The sequence below is a fragment of the Gemmatimonadaceae bacterium genome, from assembly GCA_035533015.1.
Taxonomy (GTDB): Bacteria; Gemmatimonadota; Gemmatimonadetes; order Gemmatimonadales; family Gemmatimonadaceae; genus JAGWRI01.
The window spans coordinates 1-24,144 of the sequence record DATLUQ010000051.1; the positions used below are offsets into that span (position 1 = coordinate 1).

Genomic DNA, 24,144 nt, shown 5'->3' on the forward strand with positions numbered 1-24,144 from the left:
CGCCTTGTGGGGCCTGGTGCTGATCGCAATCGGCGTCGCGGTGATCGGTAAAGTCCCCAAAGCGAAGGCCTGGGCGTTCGGCATCGGCCTCTGGGTGGTCACGCTGCTTCCCGGCCTGTTTGGCGCCTACCGCCAGATGTAAGCAGAAGTCCGCGGTTGCGGCGGCAGTCGGATGATCAGCCCGCGACTGCGGCTTCGCGCATTGCGCGCAATCCGCCAACAATCGTTTCGAGGTCCGATGGGGTGACCGTTGCCGGTTCCTCCACGCAATCGGATCGCCCCGCTATCGCGTGTTCAATGACTTGCAACTCGCGCGTGAACCTGTGCGTCTTGGCGAGCGAAGCCGCGCGGCGAAACGCAGTCTGACTCGGCCCTTCCATGCCCAGGGCGCGCAGGCCATACCCGACCTGCAGTGCCAACTCGATTTGTAATGGCAAGGGCAGCGGTGAAGAGTCAAGCATGCGGCGGTACTTGCGAAACGACTTGCCCGCGCCGTCATCTGCCGCGATCCGCATGAGCAGAATGAGCGACATCCAGCAGCAATACTGATCGCGCGCGGTACACGACAGAATGAGGAATGCGTCGCGGGCCGCGTCGCGCATTCCGAGTCGGCGGAAATTCTCGCCGATGTCGGTGAGAATGCGGTCCCGGTCTGAGGGAGACTCGCATAATTGCAGGGCAGCATACGCCAGACGGGCGGCGTCCGCGAGATCACCGCGGTTTCCCGCCATGACCGCGCATTCGTGGAGCGCCAACGACTGCAGGCGTGGGAGCGCTGCTTGTTCCGCGCATTGGACAACTCGGCGAAACTCAGCGTCTGCCTTGGCCGAGAACCCTTGCGCCGCATCGGTCCTCGCGCGCCCGAGATCGGCCAACATGACGTTGGTCAAGTCTCCCGTGCGTTCCGCGATCTGGCGTGCCCGCAAGTGACTTCGCCGTGAATCTTCGAATCGGCCGAGTACGCGAAGGCAATATCCCTCTCGCGTCAGCGCATGTGCCACCGCCGTCTCCGGACTCGCTGCCCCCGCATGGTCCACGATCGCGTCGTACACGGCCAATGCGAGATGCCACTTGGCGTCCATTTCGAGCGCCTTCCCATACTTCAGGAGCCAATCAGCCACCGTCGATGCAGAATCCGGTCCCCCACCCGCGATGGCATCGAGCACGCGCTCGAGCAGCGCCGGAGTGGACTGTCCAGGGTCAACGCTCTGCACGGTTGCCATTGCACCGGCGACATCAAATCCGGAGCGGCAGCCCTCCGCCACCCACCGATCAACGGTGCGCAATACCACGAGTCCGGCCACCGCCGCCTGCGCTGCCGCATCGTCCCCGCCCGAGCGGGTCAATTCTTCGACGAACGCACGGGGGATCATACGCGCCCGCGCCCGTACGCGCGCTTCATGCATGACGCCGCACCCGTGCGGCCGCCCGGCCTCTGTGACGCGCGATGCTGCCCGTCACCGGATCGCTCCGTAACCCGCGCGCCCGTCGATCACGCGTATCCAGGCGCCTATTTCCGTTTCGCTGCGGAACCTGGGGCCGGCTCCGCCCCCGCCACAAAGCGCGAGTGCGTCCGGTCGAGCATGTCCACCACGCGCACGAGTTCGTTGTCGTACACCTGGATGCGGCTCAGGCTCAGTGGATTGAACCGTGGGTCGTAGGGGCTGCGATTGGGCCCGCCCGCGACCTCGAGAATCGCGTCGAAATCGTAGCGATACACCTGGCCGGTCTTGGGGTCTTTCCACGATCCAGCCTTGGCCAGTGCGCGGTTCTTGGGCCAGATGCCCAGCGGCAACGCGAACGTCCGCACGCGATAGCCAGGCACCGCCGAGTCGATTGCCATGTCTCCGCGCGCGATCTGCTCCTGCACCACCGCGTCGCTGTACTTGGCCAGATTGGCGTGCCACAACGTGTGGCCGCACAGCTCGAAGCCCAGGTCGGCCAGGTATTTGACTTTCCTAAAGCGCCAGGCGGACTTCTGCCCCTGGATGCCCCGCTCACCGAAAAACGCATGGCCGGCAGCGGCCGCCGGCAGCATGCAGAAGGTGGCCCGGTTGCCCCAATCAGGATGTTTGGCATGGAACGCCAGCCAGATCCCGATCGCGCTCGTCGAATCGATCTCCAGTTTCCCGTTTTGTTCGATGTACCGGAATTGGCCCGGCGATGCATCATCGAAGGTGAACACCACCGGCGACGTGCCGGCCGGAAGGTCGAGCTTCTTGTCGACAAGCTGCGATACCGTCACCGGGCGGTACCCGTGGTCGTACAGGAGTTGCAGGTCCTGCGCAAAGTGGTGCCAACTGCGACCCCACCGCGAGTCGCTATCGGCGACGAGATGATACTCCAGAATCGGCACCCGCCCCTCGCGGTTGGCCCGGAGCGAGCTGTCCAGCGGCGAGCCGCCGCCGGGCGCGGGCGGGCGTTCGACCTGTGGCCGGGCTACGCGAACCCCCGCGCCAACTTCGGGTGTCAAATCCTGCGACGCCAGCGCTTGAGCGCCCGCCGCGTGATACGGAATAACGGCCGCGGCGAACCCGCACAACAGCCACTTAACTTGCCCAGAGAGCAGCAATGGCACCTGACCGGATGGAGATGATGGATGTGGCGGTGAAGTCTAATCGGGCCGCCAGAAACCTGCGACGGCGCGCCGCGTACGCCTCTCAAGAGGCGTCCATCACCCCGAGGATATGAACGTCGCCGCGGGATTACGGGCCGGGTTCGCCCGGTGTCACCTATGGATCCAGTCGGTTGCACGCCGAGGTGCCGGGTCGGCAGCCCGGGCTCGCAGCCGCGGAGGCCTTGTCGTGGCGCTCGCCGTCTTTCTCACGGCCGTAGTGGCGTTCGATGCCTGGCTCGGCACCTGCGGCTTCGACGGCTGTCCCTCGGGCGCCGAAATTCGGGCGTACCGCCCAGACGAAGGCGGGCGGATCCTCGACCGATCGGGTCGGCTGATTGGCCACCTGGCCTTTGTGCGGCGCATCGACGTGCCGCTCAGCCGCGTGCCCGCTGAGGTGCGCGACGCCTTCGTTGCCACGGAGGACCGGCGCTTCTACCAGCACCACGGACTCGACTGGCGTGGACTCGTGCGGGCGACAGTGCGGAACATCGCCGCCCTCGGCGTGCGTCAGGGGTTCAGCACGATCGATATGCAGGTGGCCCGCAACACCTTTCTCGCCAACCGCTACACGGGACGGTCACTCCGGCGCAAGCTCCTCGAAATACGGTACGCCCGCCTGTTCGAGCGCAACCTGACCAAGAACCAGATTCTCGATCTCTACCTCAACGCGATCTACCTCGGCGACGGCGTATACGGCGTCGAAGCGGCCAGCCGCGACCTGTTCGACAAGCACGTCTCACAACTCACGCTGGCCGAAGGTGCGCTCCTCGCCGCCCTTCCCAAGGGACCGTCGGCATACACGCCCCGCCGCGACGAGGACCGCGCCAGGGCCCGACGTGACCTCGTGCTCGGATTGATGGCCGACCAGGGCTTCATCTCGCCCGACCAAGCCGACGAAGCGCGCGCCGAACCGGTGGAGGTCGCCGGCGACGGGTGGCACCCCGACCAGCGCGACGCGTCCACCGTGATCGACGCCGTCCGCTCCCTGGTCGACTCCGTGCTGCCCCCCGGACGTCGGACCGGCGATCTTACAGTGCGCACGACCATCGACTGGGCGCTGCAGCGCGCGGCCGACCGCGTCGTGCCGGGCCAGGCCGACGCCATCGCGCGCGAAACGGAAAGCGAATACGGCTCGGCCCCTGGCCCCGTCGAAGGGGCGTTCGTGGCACTCGATGCAGCCACCGGCGACATCCGCGCACTCGTCGGCGGCACGCAGGTCGTACGGGGTGGGTTCGACCGCGCCCTCGACGCCCGCCGCCAGCCGGGGTCGGCGTTCAAGCCGTTCGTATACGCGGCGGCGCTGAAGGCCGGTCTCTCCCCCGCGACGATGGTCCAGGACGAGCCCGTAAATATCGACCTGGGCGGGCGCATCTGGAGCCCCGCGAACTACGGCAATGAATACACGGGGCCAGTGACCATGCGTCGGGCGCTGATCATCTCGTCGAATGCGGCAGCGGTGCGGGTGAGCCATGGAGTGGGCGAGCGCGACGTCATTGCCGCCGCGCGCCGCAACGGCATCGTCAGCCCCCTCGCGCCGGTGCCGTCCATCGCCCTTGGCGCATTCGATGTGACGCCACTGGAACTGGTGGCGGGATACGCGCCATTCGCCAACGGCGGCATGCGGGTGGTCCCCCGCTTGGTGACGCAGATCGAGGCACCAGGCGGCGCGGTGCTCTGGCAAAGCGCGACGCAGCGGCAACGGGTCATGGATCCGCGCGACGCGTACGAGATGACGTCCATGCTGGAAGGGGTGGTGGATTTTGGCACGGGGCGCGAGGTGCGCGACCTGGGCGTTCAGGGACCCGTGGCCGGCAAGACCGGCACGACGAACAACAACGCCGACGTCTGGTTCGTGGGCTACACACCGACGCTCGTGGCCGGGGTATGGTTCGGGTACGACACGCCGCATGCGATCAGCCGCGACGCTACGGGTGGACGGCTGGCCGCCCCGGCCTGGGCGTCGATCCTGCGTTCGGGATGGCGCGAGCCGGCCGATTCGCGGTGGACCCCGCCGGCGAATATGGTGGCCGCCGTCATCGATCCCGAGTCGGGGCAACTGGCTGGTGTGTGGTGCCCCCAACGCGCCACGGACTGGTTCAAGCCGGGCACGGCGCCCACGGACACGTGCACCATGCACACCGAACCGCCGGCGCCGCGCATCGCCGACGGTTTCGAGAACTGGATCCGCTCCCTCGTGGAACGCGGGCTTCGGCGAATCATCCGCTTCTGATCGGGGTGCCCGGCCAAGCGTCTCCCGGCCGCGGACGTCAGAGCACGCCCACCCACCGGCTCTTGTCGTCGTTGAAGCTCGGGAAGATACGGTCAAAGGCCGTCGCACCGAGGTGCTTGCCCACGACTTCGGAGAATACGCTGCGGAAATCGGTGGTGAGCGCAAGGTCGCGATTCTCGTTGAGCTGCTCTGGTTCGAGCCCCGGCCACTTGCCGTGTACCTTGTGCCCCTGCACGTCGCCGCCGATCACGAACATCGAGCTGGCGTGCCCGTGGTCGGTGCCGCCGTCCCCGTTCTGCCGCGCCGTGCGGCCGAACTCCGACATCGTGAGAATCGCCACGTCGGCCATCCGGTCGCCGAGGTCGGTGACCAGGCCGTTGATGGACCGAGAAAAATCGTCGAGGCGCTGCGCAAGCTGACCGGTGGCGCCGCCTTGGTTCACGTGCGTATCCCAGCCGCCCACGTCGGCGAATGCGATCTCGAGCCCGACGTCAGACTTGATGAGCTGGGCGATCTGCTTCAGGTGCTGGCCGAACGTCGAATTGGGATAGACGGCGCCGTTGCGCGGCTGGTACTGCAGTGGGTTGGCGGCGCGCAACACCTTCATCGCCTCGAACATGTCGCCGCCGGCGGCGTGTACGACGTCCGACGATCCAGTCATGTACAGTGCTTCGAGCTCGGCCTCGGCGCTCCCCCCGGTGCGGATGGTGAATTCGTCGAGACTATTCATGGCCACCACGGGTGCCGCACCTTCGAGAATGCGCGGCGTCTGCGGCGTCATCGACACAGCGCGGAACGGGGTGACTTCGCATTCGGCACATGTGCCCTTGGCGGCCAGGTACCGGTTGAGCCAGCCGTCGGGAGTGCCCTTGTTGTCGGGTGTGCCGCTCTCCATGTAGTCCTGGGCATCGAAATGCGAGCGTGTGTTGCTGGGGCTTCCCACGGCGTGGACGGCGGTGAGCAGGCCGCGGTCCCATAGCGGCTTGAACGGCGCCAGCGCCGGATGGAGGCCGAAGAATCCGTCGAGGTCGATCGCCGCATTAGCCACGTCTTGCGAAGGGCGGGGAATGGCGATGGTGGGGCGCATGCGATAGTACGCGGTCTCTCCGTGCGGCACGACGACGTTGAGCGCGTCTGCCGCCCCGCGCTGGAAGATGCAGATGAGCGTCTTGCCTTTCTGCGCTCTTGGCAAGCCGGCGGCGAACACGCTCCGTCGGAGGAAACTCGGGGACAGCCCCATCGTGACGAGCGCCAGCGCTCCCGACTTCATGAACACTCGGCGATTCATAGCAGCCTCCCGTTACCTACGTTGAAATTCCGGCGCACCCAGCGCGAGCCCCACGACCAGTTGCAGGCCGGTGAGGTTGAGCGGACGCGTCAGAATCGATCCGCCGCCGCCCCCCCGGCCGCCACGGCCGGCCACACCCAAGGTGCCGCCGCCTCTTCCGCCCCGCGCCCCGCGTCTGGCACCTCTCGGATTGGACGACGCTGGGTTGGCCATGTTCGCGATCGAATCGGTTCGTGCTTTGCTGAGAAACGGGTTCCGACCCGTGAGCAGCACGTCGCGCGTGACCTGAGATACCTCGCCCCCGAGGATCGCCTTGATCACCCCGTCCACCTGGTCGTCGTGCGGCGCGCGCGCGAGGTCGCGGGCGTAGGGCCAATTGGTGAACGCGGCCCCCGGCAGCCGCCCGCTGGCAAGCAGCAATCCGAAGTTGATGCGATTGAGGATGGCACCGGTGTTCATCCAGGCGTCGCCGCGGTCCGGCCAGCCGTCGGGTGTCTGTCGCCCGAACGCGGGTTGGCCAAGCAGCCCCACCAGGCCGGCGAGGCGGGGTGTGGTGTCCGGCCGGGCGTCGAGCGCGCGGAGGCCGCTCACCACCACCTCGAATGGCGTTTTCACCTTGGCGCGGTAGGCCGCCGTGCTGAAGAATTCTGGTGACGTGACGATGGTTCGTACAACTGCTCTTATATCGCCGCCGGTGCGCAGGAAGGTCTGGGCGGCGCGGTCGACGAGAGCTGGGGGCGGGCTGTCGCTCACGAACCGCACCACCAGCTTGCGGGCGAGGAAGTGCGCTGTGGCGGGGCTGCGCGCCAGGATGTCGAGTACATCCTCCCCGTCCTCCTCGCCGCGGCCGGCGGGAATCTGGTGGCCCAGCACCACCTTGGCATCGGCGTCGTGCATCTGAGGACGGAAGATGAATGCCCCGGTGCGCTGGTCGATGCTCCAGCCGGTGAAGCAGCGCGCCACCTCGATCACGTCGTGCTGGGTGTAGCCGCCCTCCACGCCGAGGGTGTGCAGTTCCATCAATTCGCGCGCGTAGTTCTCGTTGAGCCCGCGCTTGCCCGCCCGTTGCAGCCGCTGCACGGCTTGCGCGCGCTGGTCGGCGGGCAAGTCGCGGAGTCGCGGGGGGAGTTGGTACGGTCGGGCCCGGCCCAGGGCAGCGAGCACGCGCTGCCGCTGCGCTGCCGTGGCCACCCGGCCATTGGCCATGAGCGTCGAGTGCGTACTGTCGGCCTGGCTCTCCCAGTTGTCGAGATAGAACAGCATGGCCGGGCTGTGCGCCACGGCCCCCAGCAGATCGCGGAACTTACCCAGGGCATGCGGGCGGATGACGTCGCGATCGTAGGCATTGAGGAAGTTGCGAGTCTGTCCCTTGCCCACGTATACGCTGAAGTGGTTCTCCCAGAATTCCACCATCACTTCGTTCAGTTGCCGCTCGCTCAGCACGGCTCGCGCCAGCTGGGCAGAAACCAACTCGTTGATCGGACCTTGGACGCGCTGCTGGAGTTCCCGCAGCTGGGGGTTGACCCGCAGAACCTGCCGCTGCGCCTCGGCCTGCGACGTACTGTCGTCGCCCTTCATCCGCCGTTGAATCTGTCTGCGCGCCTCCTGCACCTCGCGGAACGTCTGCACAATGTCGCCCGTGGGTGTGTCCAGCAGGTGGTACTGGGCAAGGGCTGAGTCGGCCACGTGATCGTCGATGCGGTCGGGCGTGAGTTGAAGCGAGATCCACCGGTCCACGCCCATCGCCCGCACCTTGTCCACGTCACCTGGGCGAGGGCCGTATGCCAGCCGGTTGAGCACCTGCAGCACCTGCTGGTCGGGCAACTGCTCGCGCAGGGTCGCGACCGGCGCCGCGGCGGGCGCGGGATCCTGGACCGGAGCGGGCGCGGTCGATCCGCTGGCGCACGCGAAGGCCGCGCCGACAGCGGGTAGCCATAGCCACATCTTGGTTCGCAACCGCATCGAGACCTCTCCCGGTTCTGGAGACTCGGCTGGTGAGACGGATAGGAGGGCCGGCCCGTTAACGAAACCGACCAGAAGTGTGACGTCGGCGCTTGCGAGAGTGAGGCGGTTTGGCGTACGGTTCGGTGACACCGGTCACCAAGACCTCTCGTGCAGTGTGGACCGGTGGGCCGTCACTCCCGTCACGCCAACGCATGCCCGACCTGATGGACGTCATCTCGGCCACGCTCGCCGAGACCAACGCCGCCACCCGACCGGTGTCCCTGGTGTCGATCGAACTCGATCGGCTCCAGGCGCTACAGTTGGCAGTCGGCCCCGCGGGCGCCGACGAGATCTGTGAACAGATCGCCCAGATGCTGCAGAAGATCCTGCGCACCGGCGACTATGTGCAACGGGTCTCCGATGGTGAACTGGTGGTCATGCTGCTGGGCGCGGGTGCGAAAGACGCCCGCCAGGTGGCCAGCCGCATGGGCGCGGCAGTGCGCGGCCACGAATTCGTGCCCGCGACGCCGCCGCGGGTGGCCGGCCCGCCACCTCGCGTGACGATCTCCTCCGGCGTGGCTGCCGCACCCGATCACGCCGCCGACCCCGAGTCGCTCGTGGCGGCGGCCCGCCGGGCCCGCGTTACCGCGGCGCAGCGCGGCGGCGACAGCTTCGCGATGGCGACGGGCCTCGTGGCCGGCCAAGTCGTGGCGATGCCCGACATAGTGCGATTCGCCGGGCGCCTGGCCGAGCGGCGCACGTTGTTCCGTCTGCTCGACGAAGCGGCGGCCGGCCGCCCACGCGTTGTCTCGATCGTGGGCGACGCCGGGAGCGGCACGCTCACACTGGCGCGCCAGCTCGAACCCGAAGTACGGCTGCTCGGCGGATCCATGGTGTATGGGCACGGCCGACAGATGGCGGTGCGCCAGCCGTACGGTCCGTGGGCCGGCGTGCTGCAGGCGATGCGCCGCGTGGCGCCGCCGCTCGACGAACTGTGGCGAGAGCTGCCCAAGCTCGTCCCGGAGCTCCCGCGCGAGGGCAAGCTGGCGGCTGGCACGAAGTACCGGCTTATGGAGGAAATCGCCGCATGGCTGCGCGCCGCCTCAGCCAAATGGCCGCTCGTCGTGGTGCTCGACGAGATGCAGTGGGCCGACGAGGCGTCCTGGGACACCCTCGACCATCTCGTCGATCAGCTGGCCAACGAACAGATCCTCATCTGCATCACGATGCGCACGGGCGTGGAATACACACCGGCTGCCGAGCGGCGGGCCGCGCTCCGCGGCCACGCCGGATTCGAGGAGCTCCAGCTTTCGCAGCTCACACGCGACGAGGTGAAGCGGTGGCTGGAAGCGTCTCTCGACCACCAGGACGTAGCTCGCGAATTTCTCGCGTACGTGTACCGGTACACCGAGGGCAACCCCTTCCTGCTCACCCAGTTGATGCGCGATCTGGCCGAAGGCGGCGCGCTCTGGCGCGAAGGTGAACGGTGGCAGTGGAAGCCGGTCTCCGAACTACGCCTGCCCCCGGGCATCGACGGTATCGTGTCGCGCCGGCTCGACGGACTATCCGCTGCGACCCGCACCGTACTCGCCACCGCCGCCGTGGTGGGGCGGGAATTCGACGTGTTGCTCATGGAGGCCGCGGGCGCGGGAAGCGTGCATGCCGTGGAAGCGGCGATCGACGAGGCGCTGGAACGCGGCATTCTCCAGTACACCTACGAGCGGCGGCGCAAAGCGTTCCTTTTCGCGCACGAATCCATCGCCGACGTCCTAGTGCGCTCCATGCCGGCCGAAACGCTGCGGCTCCAGCACGAGCGGGTGGGTCGTGCCATGGAGGCTCGTGAGGAGGGGACGGCGGCCGAAATCGCCCTACACTACGACGCCGCGGAGGTGGCGGGAGACGCCTATCGCACTGCGCTCCAGGCGGCGGCCGAAGCCGAAGGGGTGTACGCCCTGCAGACGGCGCGCGACCTGCTGCAGGTAGCAGTGCGCAACGCCGCCGCGCCGGACCAACTGGCCGAGGCGCGCGTGCGCCTGGCACAGGTCGCCGACGCGATGGGCCGCTACGACGAAGAGGAGGAGCTGTGCGACCTGGCCATCGACTGGTTCGCCGGTCGAGGCGACCACCGCCGCGCCCTCACCCTGCGCCGCATGCGGGAACGGGCGCGCAAGGAGTTGGGCCAGCCGGCTCGCCGTTCCCTCGAGGCACTCCGCGCCATGGATGCGGAGGCGGCTCGGCTTGGGTTCGACGAGGAACGGGTGGCCGTGCTCACATTGCTCTCGCAGGTGCACGGCCGACTGGGTGAGCCGCGGGAATCGGCGCGTATCGCCGCTGAGTGCGCGGAGATTGCCGAGCGTGTGGGCGACCCATCGCTCCTGGCCGAGGCGTTGAACCGCTTGGCCATCACACTCGAGTCCGAATCTCCAGCGCGGGCACGCGAATACTACCAACGCGCGCTGGAGTTGTTCAGGCAGACCGGCGACGTGCGTGGACAGGTGCGCTGTTACAACAGCCTCGGCATCGTGGCCCAACTCGAGAGCCGGATGGACCTGGCTCACGAGGCCCTCAGCACGGCGATCTCGCTGGCCCGGGCGGCGGGGATGCCCGACGTATGGGGCACCGCGGCGCTGAACTTCGGGGTCATGTCGCAGAAGCTGGGCGATCTGGAGCAGGCTCGCAATCTGTTTCGGGAAGCGCTGTCGTTGTTCGCCAATGTGAAGAACAGCGAATTGCAGCTACACGCGCTGTTCAACATGGCGCACGTGGAGCGCGAGCTCGGAGAGTATGCTTCGAGTACGGAGTTGTACGAATCGACTGCCTCGCTGGCTCAACGCATTGGCCAATCGGACGTGGAGATCGGCGCTCGCGCCGGGGAAGGATTGTGCCTCCTCGCGGTGGGCCGGCTGGCCGACGCTCGACGACCCTTGGCCGAAGCGGAAAGCCGGATGGCCCCGCGCAGCGAGTGGTTCCAGGGACGCGAGTTGGTGGAGTGCTTGCGGGTGCTTGTGGCAGCGGCGGAGCGACGGAACACTGACGCGCTGCAGCAGTTCGAGAGCGCCCGCGCCCTGGCAGACAGCGCTGATCTATTCAGCGCCGCATGGTTGACGGCCGCCTGCGCCACGGCCCTGTTCGAGATCGATCCTGGGGTGACGCGTGCGGCAGTGGAGCGGTACGCATCACGGGTGGCGTCGCTGGGATTCACGACGCTGACCGAGAAGTTCAGGTCGCTCGAGTTCGAGGGGTGATATGGACCACAAGCGAATTCGGCGGTCTGACGTGGCATCTCGATCACAGACCTGATTCGCGGCCGTTACCCGATAGGAACGCTGCGGGGGGCTCTCCGAAGGGCGCCTGACCCCCGGAACTCCTTCCTTATAGATAGGTGGAATTCGACGCGCAGGTGCTGATCCGCGGGCAGGCTCGCCATGCTGGACGGCGTCCCCCGCCTCCCGGCCGCTCCCGACGGCCCCATGACCCCGCCCTACTCGCTCGAGCGCCCGGCCGTCGGTTGCCCAGACGGCCGGTCGGGTTCGAACCTTCGCCGCGCCGAGGTGTTTCGTGGCACGGGCACGCTCCCACTCGTCGGCCCGACGGGTCTCCGCGGACTTCAACCGGCGATCCGATCCATAGGCGAGCCGCGGCCAACTGGCCGCGCGCGGTGGCCGTCTTGTGATTGCGGTCACGTGGGGGCTCCGCGTCGCCGAGGTTCCCACCGTCCGAAGTGACGCGACAGCGGTTCTGCGGGTTGACAAGGAAATGCGGTGTGCGCGCGGGAACGAAACATCGGCATACGTGTTTGTGGCAGTGGATGCTCGACCGCGGTTGAAACTTCGTGCGGCGCGCACTCGTTGAGGGAGCGAGGCGATGGTGTGGCAGCAATTCGACAGGAGGGGATCATGGACATCCTCGTGATGCTCGAGGAGAACCCCGACCATTCGCCGGTGCTCGCGCATGTGAACTCCGTCCCGGCGCCGCTCGATTCGGAGCGGCCGTCGCGGGATATCGTGACGCTGTATGGCGACCCGAGTGCGGAGTCTGTTGCGTTGGCGTTGGCGGCGGCGGTGGAATGCCACCGTACCTGGGAGGGGGAAGGTGTAGGGAATCTGGAGTCCATCCGCCATCTGGGCGTGTGGGCGGAACGTGGCGCCGTGGGTGACGCGGCGTGGCGGGACAGCACGGGGCAGCTCGTGACGCGCGACCTGGAGATCCCGTTGGACATTCTCCATGCGACGGCCACGCTGCTGATGCGGGAATGCGGCCAGGTGATCGGCCGTCTCGTAGCCGGGCTGTCCATGCCCGATTGGCCCGAAGGGGCCCGACGGGCGATTGCGGTGTCGTTGGGGCCAGTTCTGGGGCTCACGGCGCCGATATTGAGACCGTTGGAGTCGGTGCTGGAGCAATGGCGTGAGGCAGACAGTCTGGCCTTTGACTACGAGGGGGGGGAGTAAGACGATACCTGACGTGTCAGAGCGGTGAGCCCCGGGGAGCGCCTACGCGCTCCCCGGTGGCGTCTTCGGGGGTACCTTGACGAACCCCCTTCCGATTGGCCACGCTTCGGGCAGGGAGGTCTATCGTAGCGTGCCACGGCAGTCCATCCGCACCATGCCCCACCGCCCCTCGGGCGGGGAGCGCGTTTTCACCGATGCGCTTGGCCGCACGTGGAGCGCGGCCTTCGTCAAAGGGGAAGCCGGCGGGCCAGACGTCGCGGTCTTTACTTGCGTCAGCGAGGTGCGACAATCGGGCCGCGCAATTGCCGTGGATCTGCCCGGCAGTGTCGGCGACGTCGAAGAGGATACTCTCCGCGCCTGGCTGCTGGTCGCGCCGCGAATCGGCACACTTACCTGAGCGGATGAGGATCGGCCAATGCCAGAGTACCGCGGATCGGAGATCCGGAATGTAGCGGTGGTGGGGCACGGGGCGAGCGGCAAGACCAGTCTGGTCGATGCGCTCGCCTTCGTGTCTGGAGCCAGCAGGCGCCATGGCTCGGTGAAGGACGGGACCTCACTCACCGACACGGCCCCGGAAGAATTGGAACGCGGCTATTCGATCAACCTCGGCTGCGCCTACGCCGAGTGGATGAACACCAAGATCAACCTCATCGACACCCCGGGATATCTGGACTTCCTGGGCGACGCCGTGGCCGGCCTGGCGGCGGCCGACGGCGCCCTGTGCGTGGTGAACGCCACGGCGGGAGTCGAGGTGGGCACGGAGCGGATGTTCCGTGAGACCGTTAGGCGCCGACAGCCGGTGCTGTTCGTTGCGTCCATGATGGACAAAGAGCACGCCAGCTTCGATGCCGTCTATGATCAGATCCGCGAACGGCTCACCACGAAGGTGATCCCGGTGGAGGTGCCCATCGGCGAAGGCCCCGAGTTCCATGGCATCATCAACCTGTTCTCCAAGAAGGCCCACCTGTACAGGCAGGGGGTGAAGGGCGGGAACTACGACGAGGTGGACATCCCGGCTGAGTTGCAGCCGGTGTTCGACAAGTACTACGAGCAGCTCATCGAGACGATCGCGGCCACCGACGATGATCTGCTCGAGCGCTACCTGGAAGGTGGGGAGATCCCACGCGAGGACGCGCTCAGGGCCATGAAAGAAGCCATGAAGCAGATGGAGCTCTTCCCCTTGTTCTGCGTTTCGAGCGAACTCAACTACGGCACGCAGGCCGTGCTCAGCACGGTAGTGGAACTGATGCCGACGGCTTTCGCGATGGAGGAACTGCACGCCTTCAAGGGCGCCGAGGGCGATCACACGGTGGAGATCCACTGCGACGATCAAGCCCCGCTCGCCGCGCTCGTGTTCAAGACGATGTCGGAGCCGCACGTGGGCGAGGTGAGCTATTTCCGCATCTTCTCCGGCAAAATCGAGGCGGGCGCCGAGGTGTTCAATGCCACGCGCGATGGGGTCGAGAAACTCGGCCATCTCTCGATCTCGCAGGGCAAGGACCGTACGGAGATGCCCGTGCTGTACGCGGGCGACATCGGGTGTGTGGCCAAGCTGCGCAATACGCATACCAATGACACGCTGTCCACGCGCCAGCATCCGGTACGGTTGCCGCAGATCGCCTTTCCCGAGGGGGTGCTGCAGATGGCGGTGCACGCTGCCGCCCGGGGGGACGAGGAGAAGCTGCAGGCCGGTCTGCATCGACTCCACGACGAGGATCCGACCTTTGAGATGCACTACAACGCCGAAACGCATGAGACGATCGTGTCGGGTCTCGGCGAGCGGCATCTCGAAGTGACGATGGGCAAGCTCAAGCGGAAGTACGGGGTCGATGCCGAGCTCACCAAGCCGAGCATAGCGTACCGGGAAACACTCCGTGGCACCGCCGAGGGCCAAGGCCGCCACAAGAAGCAGAGCGGTGGGCGCGGCCAGTTCGGCGACTGTTGGGTGCGGTTTGCCCCGCTGTCGCGCGGGGCAGGCTACGAGTTCGTGGACAAGATCGTGGGCGGCGCGATCCCCAGCAAATTCATCCCAGCGGTGGACAAGGGGATCCAGGAAGCGTCAGTGCGGGGCGTGCTCGCTGGCTATCCCCTCGTGGACTTCAAAGCGGAGCTGTTCGACGGGTCGTTCCATACCGTAGACTCGAACGAGATGTCGTTCAAGATGGCGGGGATCCTGGGCTTCAAGGCCGTCGCCCCGAAGTGCAAACCGGTGCTACTCGAGCCCCTCGACGAACTCGAGATCGTCACGCCGGAGGAGTACATGGGCGACGTGTTGGGCGACCTGTCGGCCCGTCGAGGCCATATTCTCGGCACCGAGGCGACCGCCGACGGAACGCGCGTGCGGGCGGTGATCCCGCAGGCTGAGTTGCACATGTACGCGAGTGCGTTGCAGTCGATGACGCAGGGGCGGGCCGTGTTCACTCGTCGTTTCCGCGGGTACGAAGAGATGCCGGCCGACGCTGCGCAGCGCGTGATCGCGGAGTCGGCCAAGGAACACGAAGAGGTGATGGCGCACTGACGCCGCGCCGGCGGACACTTTCCCCCAACCCCCCAACTTCCATGCGCATCAATTCGCTGGTTCTTTGCGTCGCCCTGGCTGCCTCGGTGGGCGGCTGTGCCCCCAGTGGCACGCCCAGTTCATCGGCGCCCACGCCGAGCCACCGGTTCGATCTGATTACCGCGGACGAACTCGCCGGAAGGTCGTTCGCCAACGCATACGATGCAATCCAACAGCTACGGCCGTCGATGCTCGCGCAGCGCGGTGGCGCGGCAAGTTCGTCGTTGAGGTCCGGGCCACCCGCCCTCCAGGTCTACGTGGACAACACCAGCATCGGAGGGGTGTCCGGCCTACGCGACCTCCCGGCAGGTGGCATCAAGGAAATCCGTTACCTGAGTCCGACCGACGCCACGCAACGATTCGGGACTGGCAACGCCGGTGGGGCGATCGTGATTTCCACCCATTGATGCCCCGGCGGTCCGCCGAGCACGGCGGACCGCCAGGCGTGTGCGCTCGTCAGCCCGTCTTGCGGCGCCGCTGACGCACGGTTTTCTTGGCCGGGTTGGCGCTCTGGATGGGCAGGACCGCCGGATCCTGCTCCGCGGCCGCGCCGCACGCACTGGCCGTGACCAACGGCCGGGGCTGCTTGTAGGTGAACCGCTTGCCCTCGTAGTTGCGGAAGATCACTTCGTCCTCCGTGATCTTTTCCACGTACTCGGGCAGGAGGGGTACCTTGCCACCGCCGCCGGGCGCGTCGATGCAGAAATGGGGAACGGCCAGGCCCGAGGTCCATCCACGCAAGGCCTTCACGATCTCGAGCCCGGTCTCGACCATGGTCCGGAAGTGCTCGCCGCCTGCGACCTGGTCGGCCATGTACAAGTAATACGGGCGCACGCGCGCCTTAAGGAGCTTCTGCATCAGCTCCTTCATGATCTCCGGGTTGTCATTCACGCCACGGAGCAGAACCGTCTGGCAGCCGAGCGGCACCCCGGCATCGGCCAGGCGTCCCAGTGCCGCCACCGTGGCCGGCGTGAGTTCGCTGGGGTGGTTGAAGTGGGTGTTCATGTACACCGGATGGTACTTCTTTACCATCTCGCAGAACTCGGGCGTGATGCGCTCGGGCAGATGCGCCGTGATCCGGCTCCCGATGCGGATGATTTCCACGTGCGGGATCTCGCGCAGCCGCTGGAACAGGTATTCCAGGCGTCGATCGGAGAGCATCATCGGGTCACCGCCGCTCATGATGACGTCGCGGATTTCCGGATGGCTGCGGATGTACTCGAATGCCGACTCGTACTGATTGAGCGGGATCTTCTCGGGGTCGCCCACCTTCCGGCGGCGGGTACAGAAGCGGCAGTACGACGCGCACACCGGGCTCACGAGGAACAGGGCACGGTCGGGATACCGGTGGGTGATGTTGGGTACCGGAGAGTCGCCGTCCTCGTCGAGCGAGTCGATCACGCCGTCCACAATGTCCAGTTCCTGAACCGTGGGAACGTACTGATTCCAGATCGGGTCGCCCACTTCCTTGATCTGGGCGAGCACGGCGGGGGTGAGCCGCATCTGGAAGTTGTCGAACGCCGGCTTCAACGCGTCGACGTCGATGACGTCGGGCCCGAAACGCTCGGCCAATTTGTCGAGCGTGTCGACGCCCGTGTGGAGGAGTTGCTGCCAGTCGCTCATGGCGGTTACGCTCCGCTTGGTGCGGGTGAGGGAGGACTCTCGAGGTGCCGCGTGAACACCAGCCGGTCGTCGGCCGGGCCGTAAAAATCCCGGAGTCGCGCCGCCACACGGTAGCCGCGCGCGTCGTAAAACCGTCGTGCCGCTTCGTACCCGTCCCGTCCCGACGTCTCCACCACCACGAGCCGCGCCCGGCGCTCGGCCAGGCGCCGCTCGACCTCGGCCAGCAGCCTCGACCCCACCCCGCCTCCCTGGTGCACCGGATCGACGGCGATCCAGTAGACGTCGTACGTCCCTTCGGTTCCCGGCGTTGCGCCATAGCAGCAATATCCGGCGAGAGACCCCGCACGGTCGAACGCCGCCACGAATTCATAATCCTCGGGCGGAGTTCCCGGTGTCAGGGTCGTCTCGTCGAACAATGCGAGTGCGACCTCGATCTCCTCATGGCTGAATGCATGCGACGCACGGAGCAGCGTGTCCAGCGCCGTGCGATGCGGGGCGTCGAGCGGACCGAGCGTATACATCAGGAGGCCTGAAGTGCGCTGTCGAACAGGTCGGTCTCGAGGGTCGGATCGACCCCGCCCGAGAGCTTGAACGCGAGGGCCCACAGCCGGTCGGCGTCGCCGACCTCGACCCGCCGACGGGCGCCGAGTTGGCTCACGGAGCGAATGAGACGAGGATAGCTGATGCCGGCCACCTTGGCCATGCGCGCGAGTCCGGCATCAGCGGCGATATCGGGGTTCGGATTCACTTCGAGAATCCACGGCCGGCCGTCGGCGTCGATGCGCATATCGACGCGGCCGTAGCCCTGGCCACCCACCAGGCGCCAGGCGGCGATGGCGATCCGCCGCACCTCCGCGTCCAGTTCAGGCGACAGTTCGGCGGGACAGCGCGGCATCGTCCCGGTGTCCTCGTTCGATCCTGCCTCCCACTTCGACCGGTAGCTCACGATTCGCCACATTCCCTTGGGCAGGCCGTCGAACTGGATCTCGGCCACGGGAAGCACGGTGTCTCCCAGAATGCCCACGTTTACCTCGCGGCCGTCCACGAAGCGCTGAACCAGCACCTCGGTCCAGCGATCGAGCATCGCCTCGACACGCCGGGTTAGCGCGCGCTTGGTGCGCACCACTGACTTCTGCTCGATGCCGATGGAGGCATCCTCCGCCGTCGGCTTGCAGATAGCCGGGTACCCGATCGAGTACAGGGGGTCGCCGCGGCGGAAGGCAGCGAACGTCGGTACTGGCAGCCCGGCCTGGTCGAGTAGCGCGTTGACCACGTGTTTGCGCAGACAGAGCGCCGTCGTGAAGCTGGAGCTGCCGGTGTAGGGCAGGCCAAGCATCTCGAGCACCGCGATCACGGGCGGCTCGAGGGCCGCGATGCCGTCCACGCCCTCGCACATATTGAAGACGAGATCGAACGATCCCTTGCGGAGCCGCTCGATCCAGCGGCCGTCGACACGTACTGGCACTCGCGCGACCGTATTCCCCTCGGCCGTCAGAGACGTTTCGATAGCTTCGACAGTCTCGAGGATGGCAAGGTCGGGAAAGGCGGCGACAGCGGATGCTCCGTCGAACAGAATGGCGATTCTCACGGCACACTCCTGCGCTGGAGGGCGAGACCTTGCCGCTCGGCGGCATGGACAAGACAAGCCTGGATCAGCTCGTCGTACGACAGCCCGGCCGCACGCGCGGCCTTGGGCAGGCAGGAATGATCCGCAGGGTCGGGCAGGATGCCCGGGAGCGGATTGATCTCGATGATATGCGGGGTACCATGGCGGTCCAGCCGAACGTCGATGCGCGACCAGTCGCGGCAGCCGACGGCGTGGTACGCGCCGAGCGCGGTCTGTTCGATCGCCGCGCGCAGCTCTGGGGAGAGTTGCGCCGGGCACTCGAAGATCTCCAGCGGATGGTCGCGCGTGTCCCACACCCACTTGGCCTCGAACCCGTAAATCGGTACGGCGCCCTCGGGCAGCGTCTCGAAGCGCATGCCGACGAGCGGAAGCACCTGGGCCGCTGGCCCATTGCCGAGCACGCCGCAGGTGAACTCGGCTCCCGGCAGGTACTCCTCGGCAAGTACAGGCTGCTCGTAGAGCTGTAGCAGTTCGCGCCCGCGGGCGAGGAGTTCGCCGGGGTCACGCACGAAGTTGCGCTCGGTGATGCCCTTGGACGAGCCTTCCTGGACGGGCTTGAGGAACAGCGGATAGCGCGGGGTCGAGGCCGTCGCGCGCGGGTGGCCACCGGCGGCAAGCGCCCTGAGGTCCGCTTCCGTTTCCACGAGCACGAACCCGGCCGTGGGGATCCCGTGGGCCGCGAGCACCTGCTTGGTCCGCGCCTTGTGCAAGCAGAGGGACAGCGTGAACGGATCGCTGCCCGAGTAGGGAACGCCGTAGAACTCGCAGATGGCCGGTACGTGGGCCTCGCGGTTGGGCCCCTGCAGGCCCTCGGCGATGTTGAACACGAGGTCGGGTCGCGTTTCGCGGAGGAGGGCGGGAAAGTCGGCATCGGCCTCCAGCCGGATCACATCTCCGAATGCCGCGAGGGCGTCGGCGACGGCGTCAATGGTCTCCGCCGAGTCCCACTCGGCGTAGACATCGTCGCTCGGCGTGGGAATGGAGGGCGCGACAAGTCCCGTGCCACCGCCGTTCGCGGCGAAAGGGCTAGTCGGGACAGAGGGGGAGATCCGGGACCTCGGGTCCCGGCGCGTACCTGGCGGCTCGTCGTCGGCGTCGACCGCGTCTGTAGCAGCGTGCGATGCGGGAGCCGACTCAGGCTTTTGATTGTACGCGAAACCGATACGCGTCATCCGTTCTCGAAAGGACGCGGCAAGATACGCTCCGCGAATTCGTCGCGCAACGGGAAAAAGGCGGCGTCGCGCATCCGCTTCACACTTTGTGGTAAGAGATGCGCGCGGCCTCGCGGCGGTCCTCCGCCATGTAGACCTCGAAATCCGAGAAGAACCCCGGCGCTTCGGCTCGCAGCACCCGAAGGACCGCCAGCGCGGCGCGGCGGATCTCCATCTCCGCTCCCTCGCTCGACCGCAGTTCGAGCATCGTCCGCCAGGCGCGCGCGTTGCCGGTGACCACGATCTTGGTTTCGGTGGAGTTGGGGAGTACGCCACGCGCTGCCTCACGGGCCATCTTCCGCCGATGGACCCGGTCGGCTACCCAGGAGTAGCGCTCCATCAGCTGCTCCACGAGTGCCACATAGGCGGCCTGGGCCGACTCGATCTGGGCGCGCCACGCCGCCTCGAGCGCCTGGTCGCCGAGAATGGCGGGTGGCACGACGAAGGCGGCGTGGGACTCGTCCACATAGCGCTGCGAGAGCTGTGAGTACGCGAAACCCGCCCGATGGCGGACCAGTTCGTGGGTGAGTGACCGGCTCACGCCCTCGAGCAGCAGCGAATAGTTGGCGTGCTCCAATACGCTGCCGTGCCCCTGCTTCTTGATGTTCTCCAGGTATTCGCGCGTGGCGCGCTTGGCCGGGTTGTGCTGACTCATATAGCAGAGCCGCCCGGCGAACTCGGCCAGTCGCTCTCCGTCGGTGCTCTCCCCCTGCCATTCGACGAGCAGGTGCGAAGGCTCGGCAAAGTCAGGGCGCGCCAGGACGGTGACGCGGGGCTCGGTGAAGAACTCGGGGGCGGGCATGGAGAATGGGGGTGGGAGGGTAGGACGGCGAACGGCGGAACGCAGTTTCTTCAGTTCTTCCGTCCCACGGCAGAACCGCGCGGTAGTCTGCGCGGGAGCCAATGCGCTTCCTCTATCAAGATTCTACGGGTGCCTCCAGCAAGGCAAGTCGGTATTCCCCATACCCGCGATCGCGTTCCACCGTCTCGAGCGCGCTGGCCGCGGCAGTCGGAAGGGGCGGGAGTGCGGGATCGTACTTCACGTCCTTCAGCGGCTGCTGGCCGGGCAGCGGCACCTTCACGCCGGGGTTCAGAATGCCGGCGGGGTCGAAACAGCGCTTGACCAGGGCGAACCGTTCGCGGGCGGCGTCGGTCCACACGCGCGCGAGGAGCGGGGTCCGTAGGCGGCCGTCGCCGTGCTCGCCGGTCAGCGTACCTCCGAGCGACGCAGTGAGCGCCACGACGCTGTCCAGGATTCCGTCGAGCTTGGTGCGCCAATCCCGCTGGCTTACGTCGATGAGAGGATTGACGTGAATGTGGGCGTCGCCGGCGTGGCCGAAGATCACTCCCTTGACCTTGTGCCGCTCGAGCACGGCGCGCACGCCCCGCACGTAATCGGCCAGGTGTTCCGGCGGGACGGCGGCGTCCTCGACGAATTGCATAGACTTGAGCGACGGGTCGAGGCGGGAAAGGATGGGGCTCACGGCGTGCCGCAGTTCCCACATCTCGTGCTCCGCATTGGGGTCGAGGGCCAGCGTGACACCCGCGGCACCGATGCGCCGGAATGCCTGCTCAATGGCCCGGGCCCGGGCACCGACATCACGTGTTGACTCACCCTCCAACTTGACCAGCAGCACTCCCTCGACCCCCGGCACCACGGGGAGCGGCGTGCCCCCCGAGCCGGCGACCTCCAGGAAGGTGCGGTCCAGCAGCTCGCAGGCGCTGGCGCCGAGCTGGCGCGCCTCGGCGGCGGCGCGCACGGCGGCGTCGAGCGATCGGAACTCACCGAGCAAGCTGGCGCTCGCCGCCGGCGTAGGCTCCAGCCGCAACTCAAGTTCCGTGAACAGCGCCAGGGTGCCCTCGCTGCCCACGAGCAGGTCTACGAATTCACCGCTCGAGGCGTATTCCGCCGTGGCGTATCCCGACGAGTCCTTGAGCACACCGCGATGCACCGAGGGCGTGACGCGCTCCCGCCGCACAATCGCGTCGTGCGCGTCGCGCATGAACCGGTCGATCCCCGCGACTTCCCGCGGGGCGGTGACGCCCCGGCGGAGTTCGGCGGCCGAGCTGTCGTCGAACACGCAGCGCAGCGCCTGCACCCAAGGACGCATCGGGCCGTGGCGCATGGTCTGCGCGCCGGCGGCGTTGGTGGCCGCCATCCCGCCCACGGTGCAGAACTCTCCGCTCGACGGGTCCACGGGAAAGCGAAGTCCTACAGCGCGCGCCGCGCGGTCCACTTCGCCGCGCAGCACACCGGCGCCCACGCGCACCGTGCGCGTCTGCTGGTCCACGTCGCCCATCGTGCGGAACCGGCTCAGGTCCACGGCGACGCCCTCACCCACGGCGCCCCCAGCCATCCCGCTCCCCGATCCGCGGGGGATGATCGCCATGCCGTCCCGATGGGCCCAACCGACGAGCGTCTGCAGATCCCGCTCATCGGCGGGAACGGCGACGGCGGCCGGCCAGCAGCGGGTGATGCCCGCCGCCTCTCCATACACGGCGCGAGCCGCGTCGTCGGTGCGAAAGGTACCGCGAAATCCTGGAGGCGCAGAAATGCTCACGCGATCGACTTCCTGTTGGTGGAGGCTCCGGCCCGAAGCGCCGGAGAGACCGGCGCGATAGCTTTGGTCGTCAGCCGGCAACGCTGAAGTTAAACGAACCTCCACTGTCGCGACGACTCCGCCGCTCTCCGTGCCTCCGGCCACCTCCCGCCCCGCCCCCGATCTCCGCCTCGATGAGGCGTCGCGTTTTGCACGAGAGATTCTGCCGGCCGTCTCGCGCACCTTCGCGCTCAGCATCCGGGTGCTCCCGGGGGCGCTCGGCCAGGCGGTCACCTGTGCCTACCTGCTCTGCCGCATTGCCGATACGATCGAGGACGAGCCGCGAATGCCGGCCGCGGTCAAGGCCACCCTGTTCGACGGCTTTCTCTCCTGCTTCGACGATCCGGCGCAGGCTGACGCCTTTCCCTCCCAGACCGGGTCGATGACCGGCGATGCCGCGCACCTGCGACTCATCCGCCACACCGACCTGGTGTTCGTGATGTTCCGCCATCTTGCGCCGACCACACAGGACCATGTGCGGACATGGGTCGCCGAAATGGCCACTGGCATGCGGAAATTCGTGCTCCTCTATCCGGACGGCATCCGCATCCAGAGTCTGGAGGAGTATCGCGAGTACTGCTACTACGTGGCCGGCACGGTTGGCTACATGCTCACCGACCTCTGGCACGAACACGCTCCGAGCATCGGCCAGCACCAGTACGAGGTGCTCCGCAAGCGCAGTCGCTCGTTTGCCGAGGCGCTGCAGACGGTGAACATCCTCAAGGACGTGGCACAGGACGCGGAGCGCGAGAACGCCATCTACATTCCGGAACAGCTCCTGACGGCGCACGGGGGCAGCCACGCCACGCTCCTGGCGGGCGGCGACCCGGGCCCCACGCAGGCCGCGATGGCCTCGCTGATCGCACTGGCGTGGGAGGACCTGGAGCACGCCACGGACTATCTATTGTTGATCCCGCGCCGCGCCGCGTCGATCCGCCTGTTCTGCGCGCTGCCGCTGCTATTCGCCTACGCCACGCTGCGCGACCTCACGCGCACCCCCGCCGCCCTTCTGCATCGCGACGTCGTGAAAATCTCACGGGCCGAAGTGAAGTCGCTCACGCTGCTCAGCATGGTCGGCGTCATGAGCAACGGGATGCTGGCCTGGCTGGTTCGCCGAGCCAGCCAGCGGCCGCTGCGTATCGTGCCGGGGTTCGCGTCCGGTCAGTAGCGGCGCGCGGTTGTGCTCGCAGCCTGCGCCAGGAGCTTGAGCAGCGACGGGTTGTCCGCGCGTTCGCCCCGTTCGAGCCGGTCGAGCGTTTGCTCGAGTGCGAGCTGGGCACGCGATACCGCACTGGTGTACGCGCCGCGCGCCGCGAAGTAGCTGATCGCGCCTGCCGCCAACAGGGGTACGGGTACCACGACCAGCGCGAAATGCAGGGCGATTGCGACCGCGCTCGCGGCCGTGCCGAACGTGGTGGCGGTGGCCAGCCCGATGATCGCGTTGCGCCGCTGGCCGGATAGGTCGGCATCGAGGCGTACCAGCACCCGGCCCTCGTCAGCGGGGACGACGGTGGCACCCACATCAGTGGCCTTGGACAGTGCGTAGCCGCGACCGCCCACGTTGAACAATCGCCGCACGCCTCCCTCGAAATCCCGGCGCGGCTCCCATATGATCCGGTCCGGGAATTGACGTTTGATCTGCAGCCACTCTTCCTTCTGCATCCACACGTCGAGGGCCGAAAATACGTTTTCGGCCGTGCCTCGCACGGTGCGCTCCGCGGTCACGACGGTGGACCCGAACACCAGTCCGGGCGCCTGTGGGTGGTCACGCCGCGTCCGTTCCTCGGCCAACGCCTGCCGCAGCACTTGTGACGAAAGTCCGACCTCCTTTCCCAGATCGAGGATCTGGGCGTCGGTCATCGTATCGGCGGGCTCCCCGCTGCTCGCTTGCAGCTCAGCGGCCCGCGCCAGCACGCGTTCCAGCGCGGCGCGGTCGAGCGGTGGGCGGGGTATCGGGACCGGTGGATCAGCCATGTTTCCAATATACGGCCAATGCCCC

18 protein-coding genes are annotated in these 24,144 nt (G+C 67.2%); 7 read left to right on the forward strand and 11 right to left on the reverse strand.

Features of this window, described 5'->3' with window-relative positions; all coding sequences use genetic code 11:
* Positions 1–176: 176 nt before the first annotated feature.
* Together VNF92_09900 and VNF92_09905 are read right to left on the reverse strand one after the other, a co-directional pair.
* Positions 177–1,373: a hypothetical protein gene (locus tag VNF92_09900; GenBank protein HVA58190.1), complete on the reverse strand. Its 1,197-nt coding sequence runs from the start codon at positions 1,371–1,373 to the stop codon at positions 177–179.
* Between the two features lie 137 nt (positions 1,374–1,510).
* Complete coding sequence (locus VNF92_09905; GenBank protein HVA58191.1) at positions 1,511–2,356, reverse strand: polysaccharide deacetylase family protein; 846 nt, start codon at positions 2,354–2,356, stop codon at positions 1,511–1,513.
* Positions 2,357–2,804: 448 nt separating this feature from the next.
* Between VNF92_09905 and VNF92_09910 the strand changes: the two genes are divergently transcribed.
* Positions 2,805–4,847, forward strand: coding sequence for a PBP1A family penicillin-binding protein (locus VNF92_09910; GenBank protein ID HVA58192.1), 2,043 nt, complete (start codon positions 2,805–2,807; stop codon positions 4,845–4,847).
* A gap of 37 nt (positions 4,848–4,884) precedes the next feature.
* Here VNF92_09910 and VNF92_09915 read toward each other — a convergent pair whose 3' ends face one another.
* The gene (locus VNF92_09915; protein HVA58193.1) at positions 4,885–6,135 is read right to left on the reverse strand and encodes a DUF1501 domain-containing protein; all 1,251 of its coding nucleotides are present in this window, start codon (positions 6,133–6,135) and stop codon (positions 4,885–4,887) included.
* 12 nt (positions 6,136–6,147) lie between these two features.
* Complete coding sequence (locus VNF92_09920) at positions 6,148–8,097, reverse strand: DUF1800 domain-containing protein (GenBank protein ID HVA58194.1); 1,950 nt, start codon at positions 8,095–8,097, stop codon at positions 6,148–6,150.
* A gap of 194 nt (positions 8,098–8,291) precedes the next feature.
* On the opposite strand from VNF92_09920, the gene VNF92_09925 reads away from it, so the two are divergent.
* The 5 genes from VNF92_09925 to VNF92_09945 all read left to right on the forward strand — a co-directional run bounded on the left by VNF92_09925 (position 8,292) and on the right by VNF92_09945 (position 15,491).
* Complete coding sequence (locus VNF92_09925; protein HVA58195.1) at positions 8,292–11,324, forward strand: tetratricopeptide repeat protein; 3,033 nt, start codon at positions 8,292–8,294, stop codon at positions 11,322–11,324.
* A gap of 624 nt (positions 11,325–11,948) precedes the next feature.
* Entirely contained in the window at positions 11,949–12,527 is a 579-nt protein-coding gene (locus VNF92_09930) for a hypothetical protein (GenBank protein HVA58196.1), read from the forward strand.
* A 130-nt stretch (positions 12,528–12,657) separates the two neighbouring features.
* Positions 12,658–12,924, forward strand: coding sequence for a hypothetical protein (locus VNF92_09935; GenBank protein HVA58197.1), 267 nt, complete (start codon positions 12,658–12,660; stop codon positions 12,922–12,924).
* Between the two features lie 18 nt (positions 12,925–12,942).
* The gene (gene fusA / locus VNF92_09940) at positions 12,943–15,045 is read left to right on the forward strand and encodes an elongation factor G (GenBank protein HVA58198.1); all 2,103 of its coding nucleotides are present in this window, start codon (positions 12,943–12,945) and stop codon (positions 15,043–15,045) included.
* Between the two features lie 41 nt (positions 15,046–15,086).
* Positions 15,087–15,491, forward strand: a complete 405-nt coding sequence (locus tag VNF92_09945; GenBank protein HVA58199.1) for a hypothetical protein — start codon at positions 15,087–15,089, stop codon at positions 15,489–15,491.
* 49 nt (positions 15,492–15,540) lie between these two features.
* Here VNF92_09945 and VNF92_09950 read toward each other — a convergent pair whose 3' ends face one another.
* The 6 genes from VNF92_09950 to VNF92_09975 form a co-directional block, all read right to left on the reverse strand.
* Positions 15,541–16,707, reverse strand: coding sequence for a KamA family radical SAM protein (locus VNF92_09950; GenBank protein HVA58200.1), 1,167 nt, complete (start codon positions 16,705–16,707; stop codon positions 15,541–15,543).
* A 5-nt stretch (positions 16,708–16,712) separates the two neighbouring features.
* A complete protein-coding gene (locus tag VNF92_09955; protein HVA58201.1) occupies positions 16,713–17,228 on the reverse strand; it encodes a GNAT family N-acetyltransferase in 516 nt (171 codons plus the stop codon).
* Positions 17,228–18,295: a hypothetical protein gene (locus VNF92_09960; GenBank protein ID HVA58202.1), complete on the reverse strand. Its 1,068-nt coding sequence runs from the start codon at positions 18,293–18,295 to the stop codon at positions 17,228–17,230. Before VNF92_09960 ends, VNF92_09955 begins: the two co-directional genes overlap by 1 nt.
* Entirely contained in the window at positions 18,292–19,506 is a 1,215-nt protein-coding gene (locus VNF92_09965) for a hypothetical protein (GenBank protein ID HVA58203.1), read from the reverse strand. Before VNF92_09965 ends, VNF92_09960 begins: the two co-directional genes overlap by 4 nt.
* 79 nt (positions 19,507–19,585) lie before the next feature.
* Entirely contained in the window at positions 19,586–20,347 is a 762-nt protein-coding gene (thyX, locus tag VNF92_09970) for an FAD-dependent thymidylate synthase (GenBank protein ID HVA58204.1), read from the reverse strand.
* 115 nt (positions 20,348–20,462) lie between these two features.
* Positions 20,463–22,106, reverse strand: coding sequence for an FAD-binding oxidoreductase (locus VNF92_09975; GenBank protein ID HVA58205.1), 1,644 nt, complete (start codon positions 22,104–22,106; stop codon positions 20,463–20,465).
* A 130-nt stretch (positions 22,107–22,236) separates the two neighbouring features.
* Between VNF92_09975 and VNF92_09980 the strand changes: the two genes are divergently transcribed.
* Positions 22,237–23,313 carry a phytoene/squalene synthase family protein gene (locus VNF92_09980; GenBank protein HVA58206.1) on the forward strand — a complete coding sequence of 359 codons (1,077 nt, stop codon included), beginning with the start codon at positions 22,237–22,239 and terminating at the stop codon, positions 23,311–23,313.
* On the opposite strand, the gene VNF92_09985 is transcribed toward VNF92_09980, so the two are convergent.
* On the reverse strand, positions 23,307–24,119 hold the full coding sequence (locus VNF92_09985) for a hypothetical protein (GenBank protein HVA58207.1): 813 nt from the start codon (positions 24,117–24,119) through the stop codon (positions 23,307–23,309). The genes VNF92_09980 and VNF92_09985 overlap by 7 nt on opposite strands.
* Positions 24,120–24,144 lie beyond the last annotated feature (25 nt).

Excerpts from the sequence above, each read along its gene's own strand:
- VNF92_09900 (HVA58190.1), bottom strand. The coding sequence starts at position 1,373 with ATGATCCCCCGTGCGTTCGTCGAAGAATTGACCCGCTCGGGCGGGGAC.
- VNF92_09915 (HVA58193.1), bottom strand. The coding sequence starts at position 6,135 with ATGAATCGCCGAGTGTTCATGAAGTCGGGAGCGCTGGCGCTCGTCACG.
- VNF92_09920 (HVA58194.1), bottom strand. The coding sequence starts at position 8,097 with ATGCGGTTGCGAACCAAGATGTGGCTATGGCTACCCGCTGTCGGCGCG.
- VNF92_09925 (HVA58195.1), top strand. The coding sequence starts at position 8,292 with ATGCCCGACCTGATGGACGTCATCTCGGCCACGCTCGCCGAGACCAAC.
- fusA (HVA58198.1), top strand. The coding sequence starts at position 12,943 with ATGCCAGAGTACCGCGGATCGGAGATCCGGAATGTAGCGGTGGTGGGG.
- VNF92_09945 (HVA58199.1), top strand. The coding sequence starts at position 15,087 with ATGCGCATCAATTCGCTGGTTCTTTGCGTCGCCCTGGCTGCCTCGGTG.
- VNF92_09950 (HVA58200.1), bottom strand. The coding sequence starts at position 16,707 with ATGAGCGACTGGCAGCAACTCCTCCACACGGGCGTCGACACGCTCGAC.
- VNF92_09955 (HVA58201.1), bottom strand. The coding sequence starts at position 17,228 with ATGTATACGCTCGGTCCGCTCGACGCCCCGCATCGCACGGCGCTGGAC.
- VNF92_09965 (HVA58203.1), bottom strand. The coding sequence starts at position 19,506 with ATGACGCGTATCGGTTTCGCGTACAATCAAAAGCCTGAGTCGGCTCCC.
- thyX (HVA58204.1), bottom strand. The coding sequence starts at position 20,347 with ATGCCCGCCCCCGAGTTCTTCACCGAGCCCCGCGTCACCGTCCTGGCG.
- VNF92_09985 (HVA58207.1), bottom strand. The coding sequence starts at position 24,119 with ATGGCTGATCCACCGGTCCCGATACCCCGCCCACCGCTCGACCGCGCC.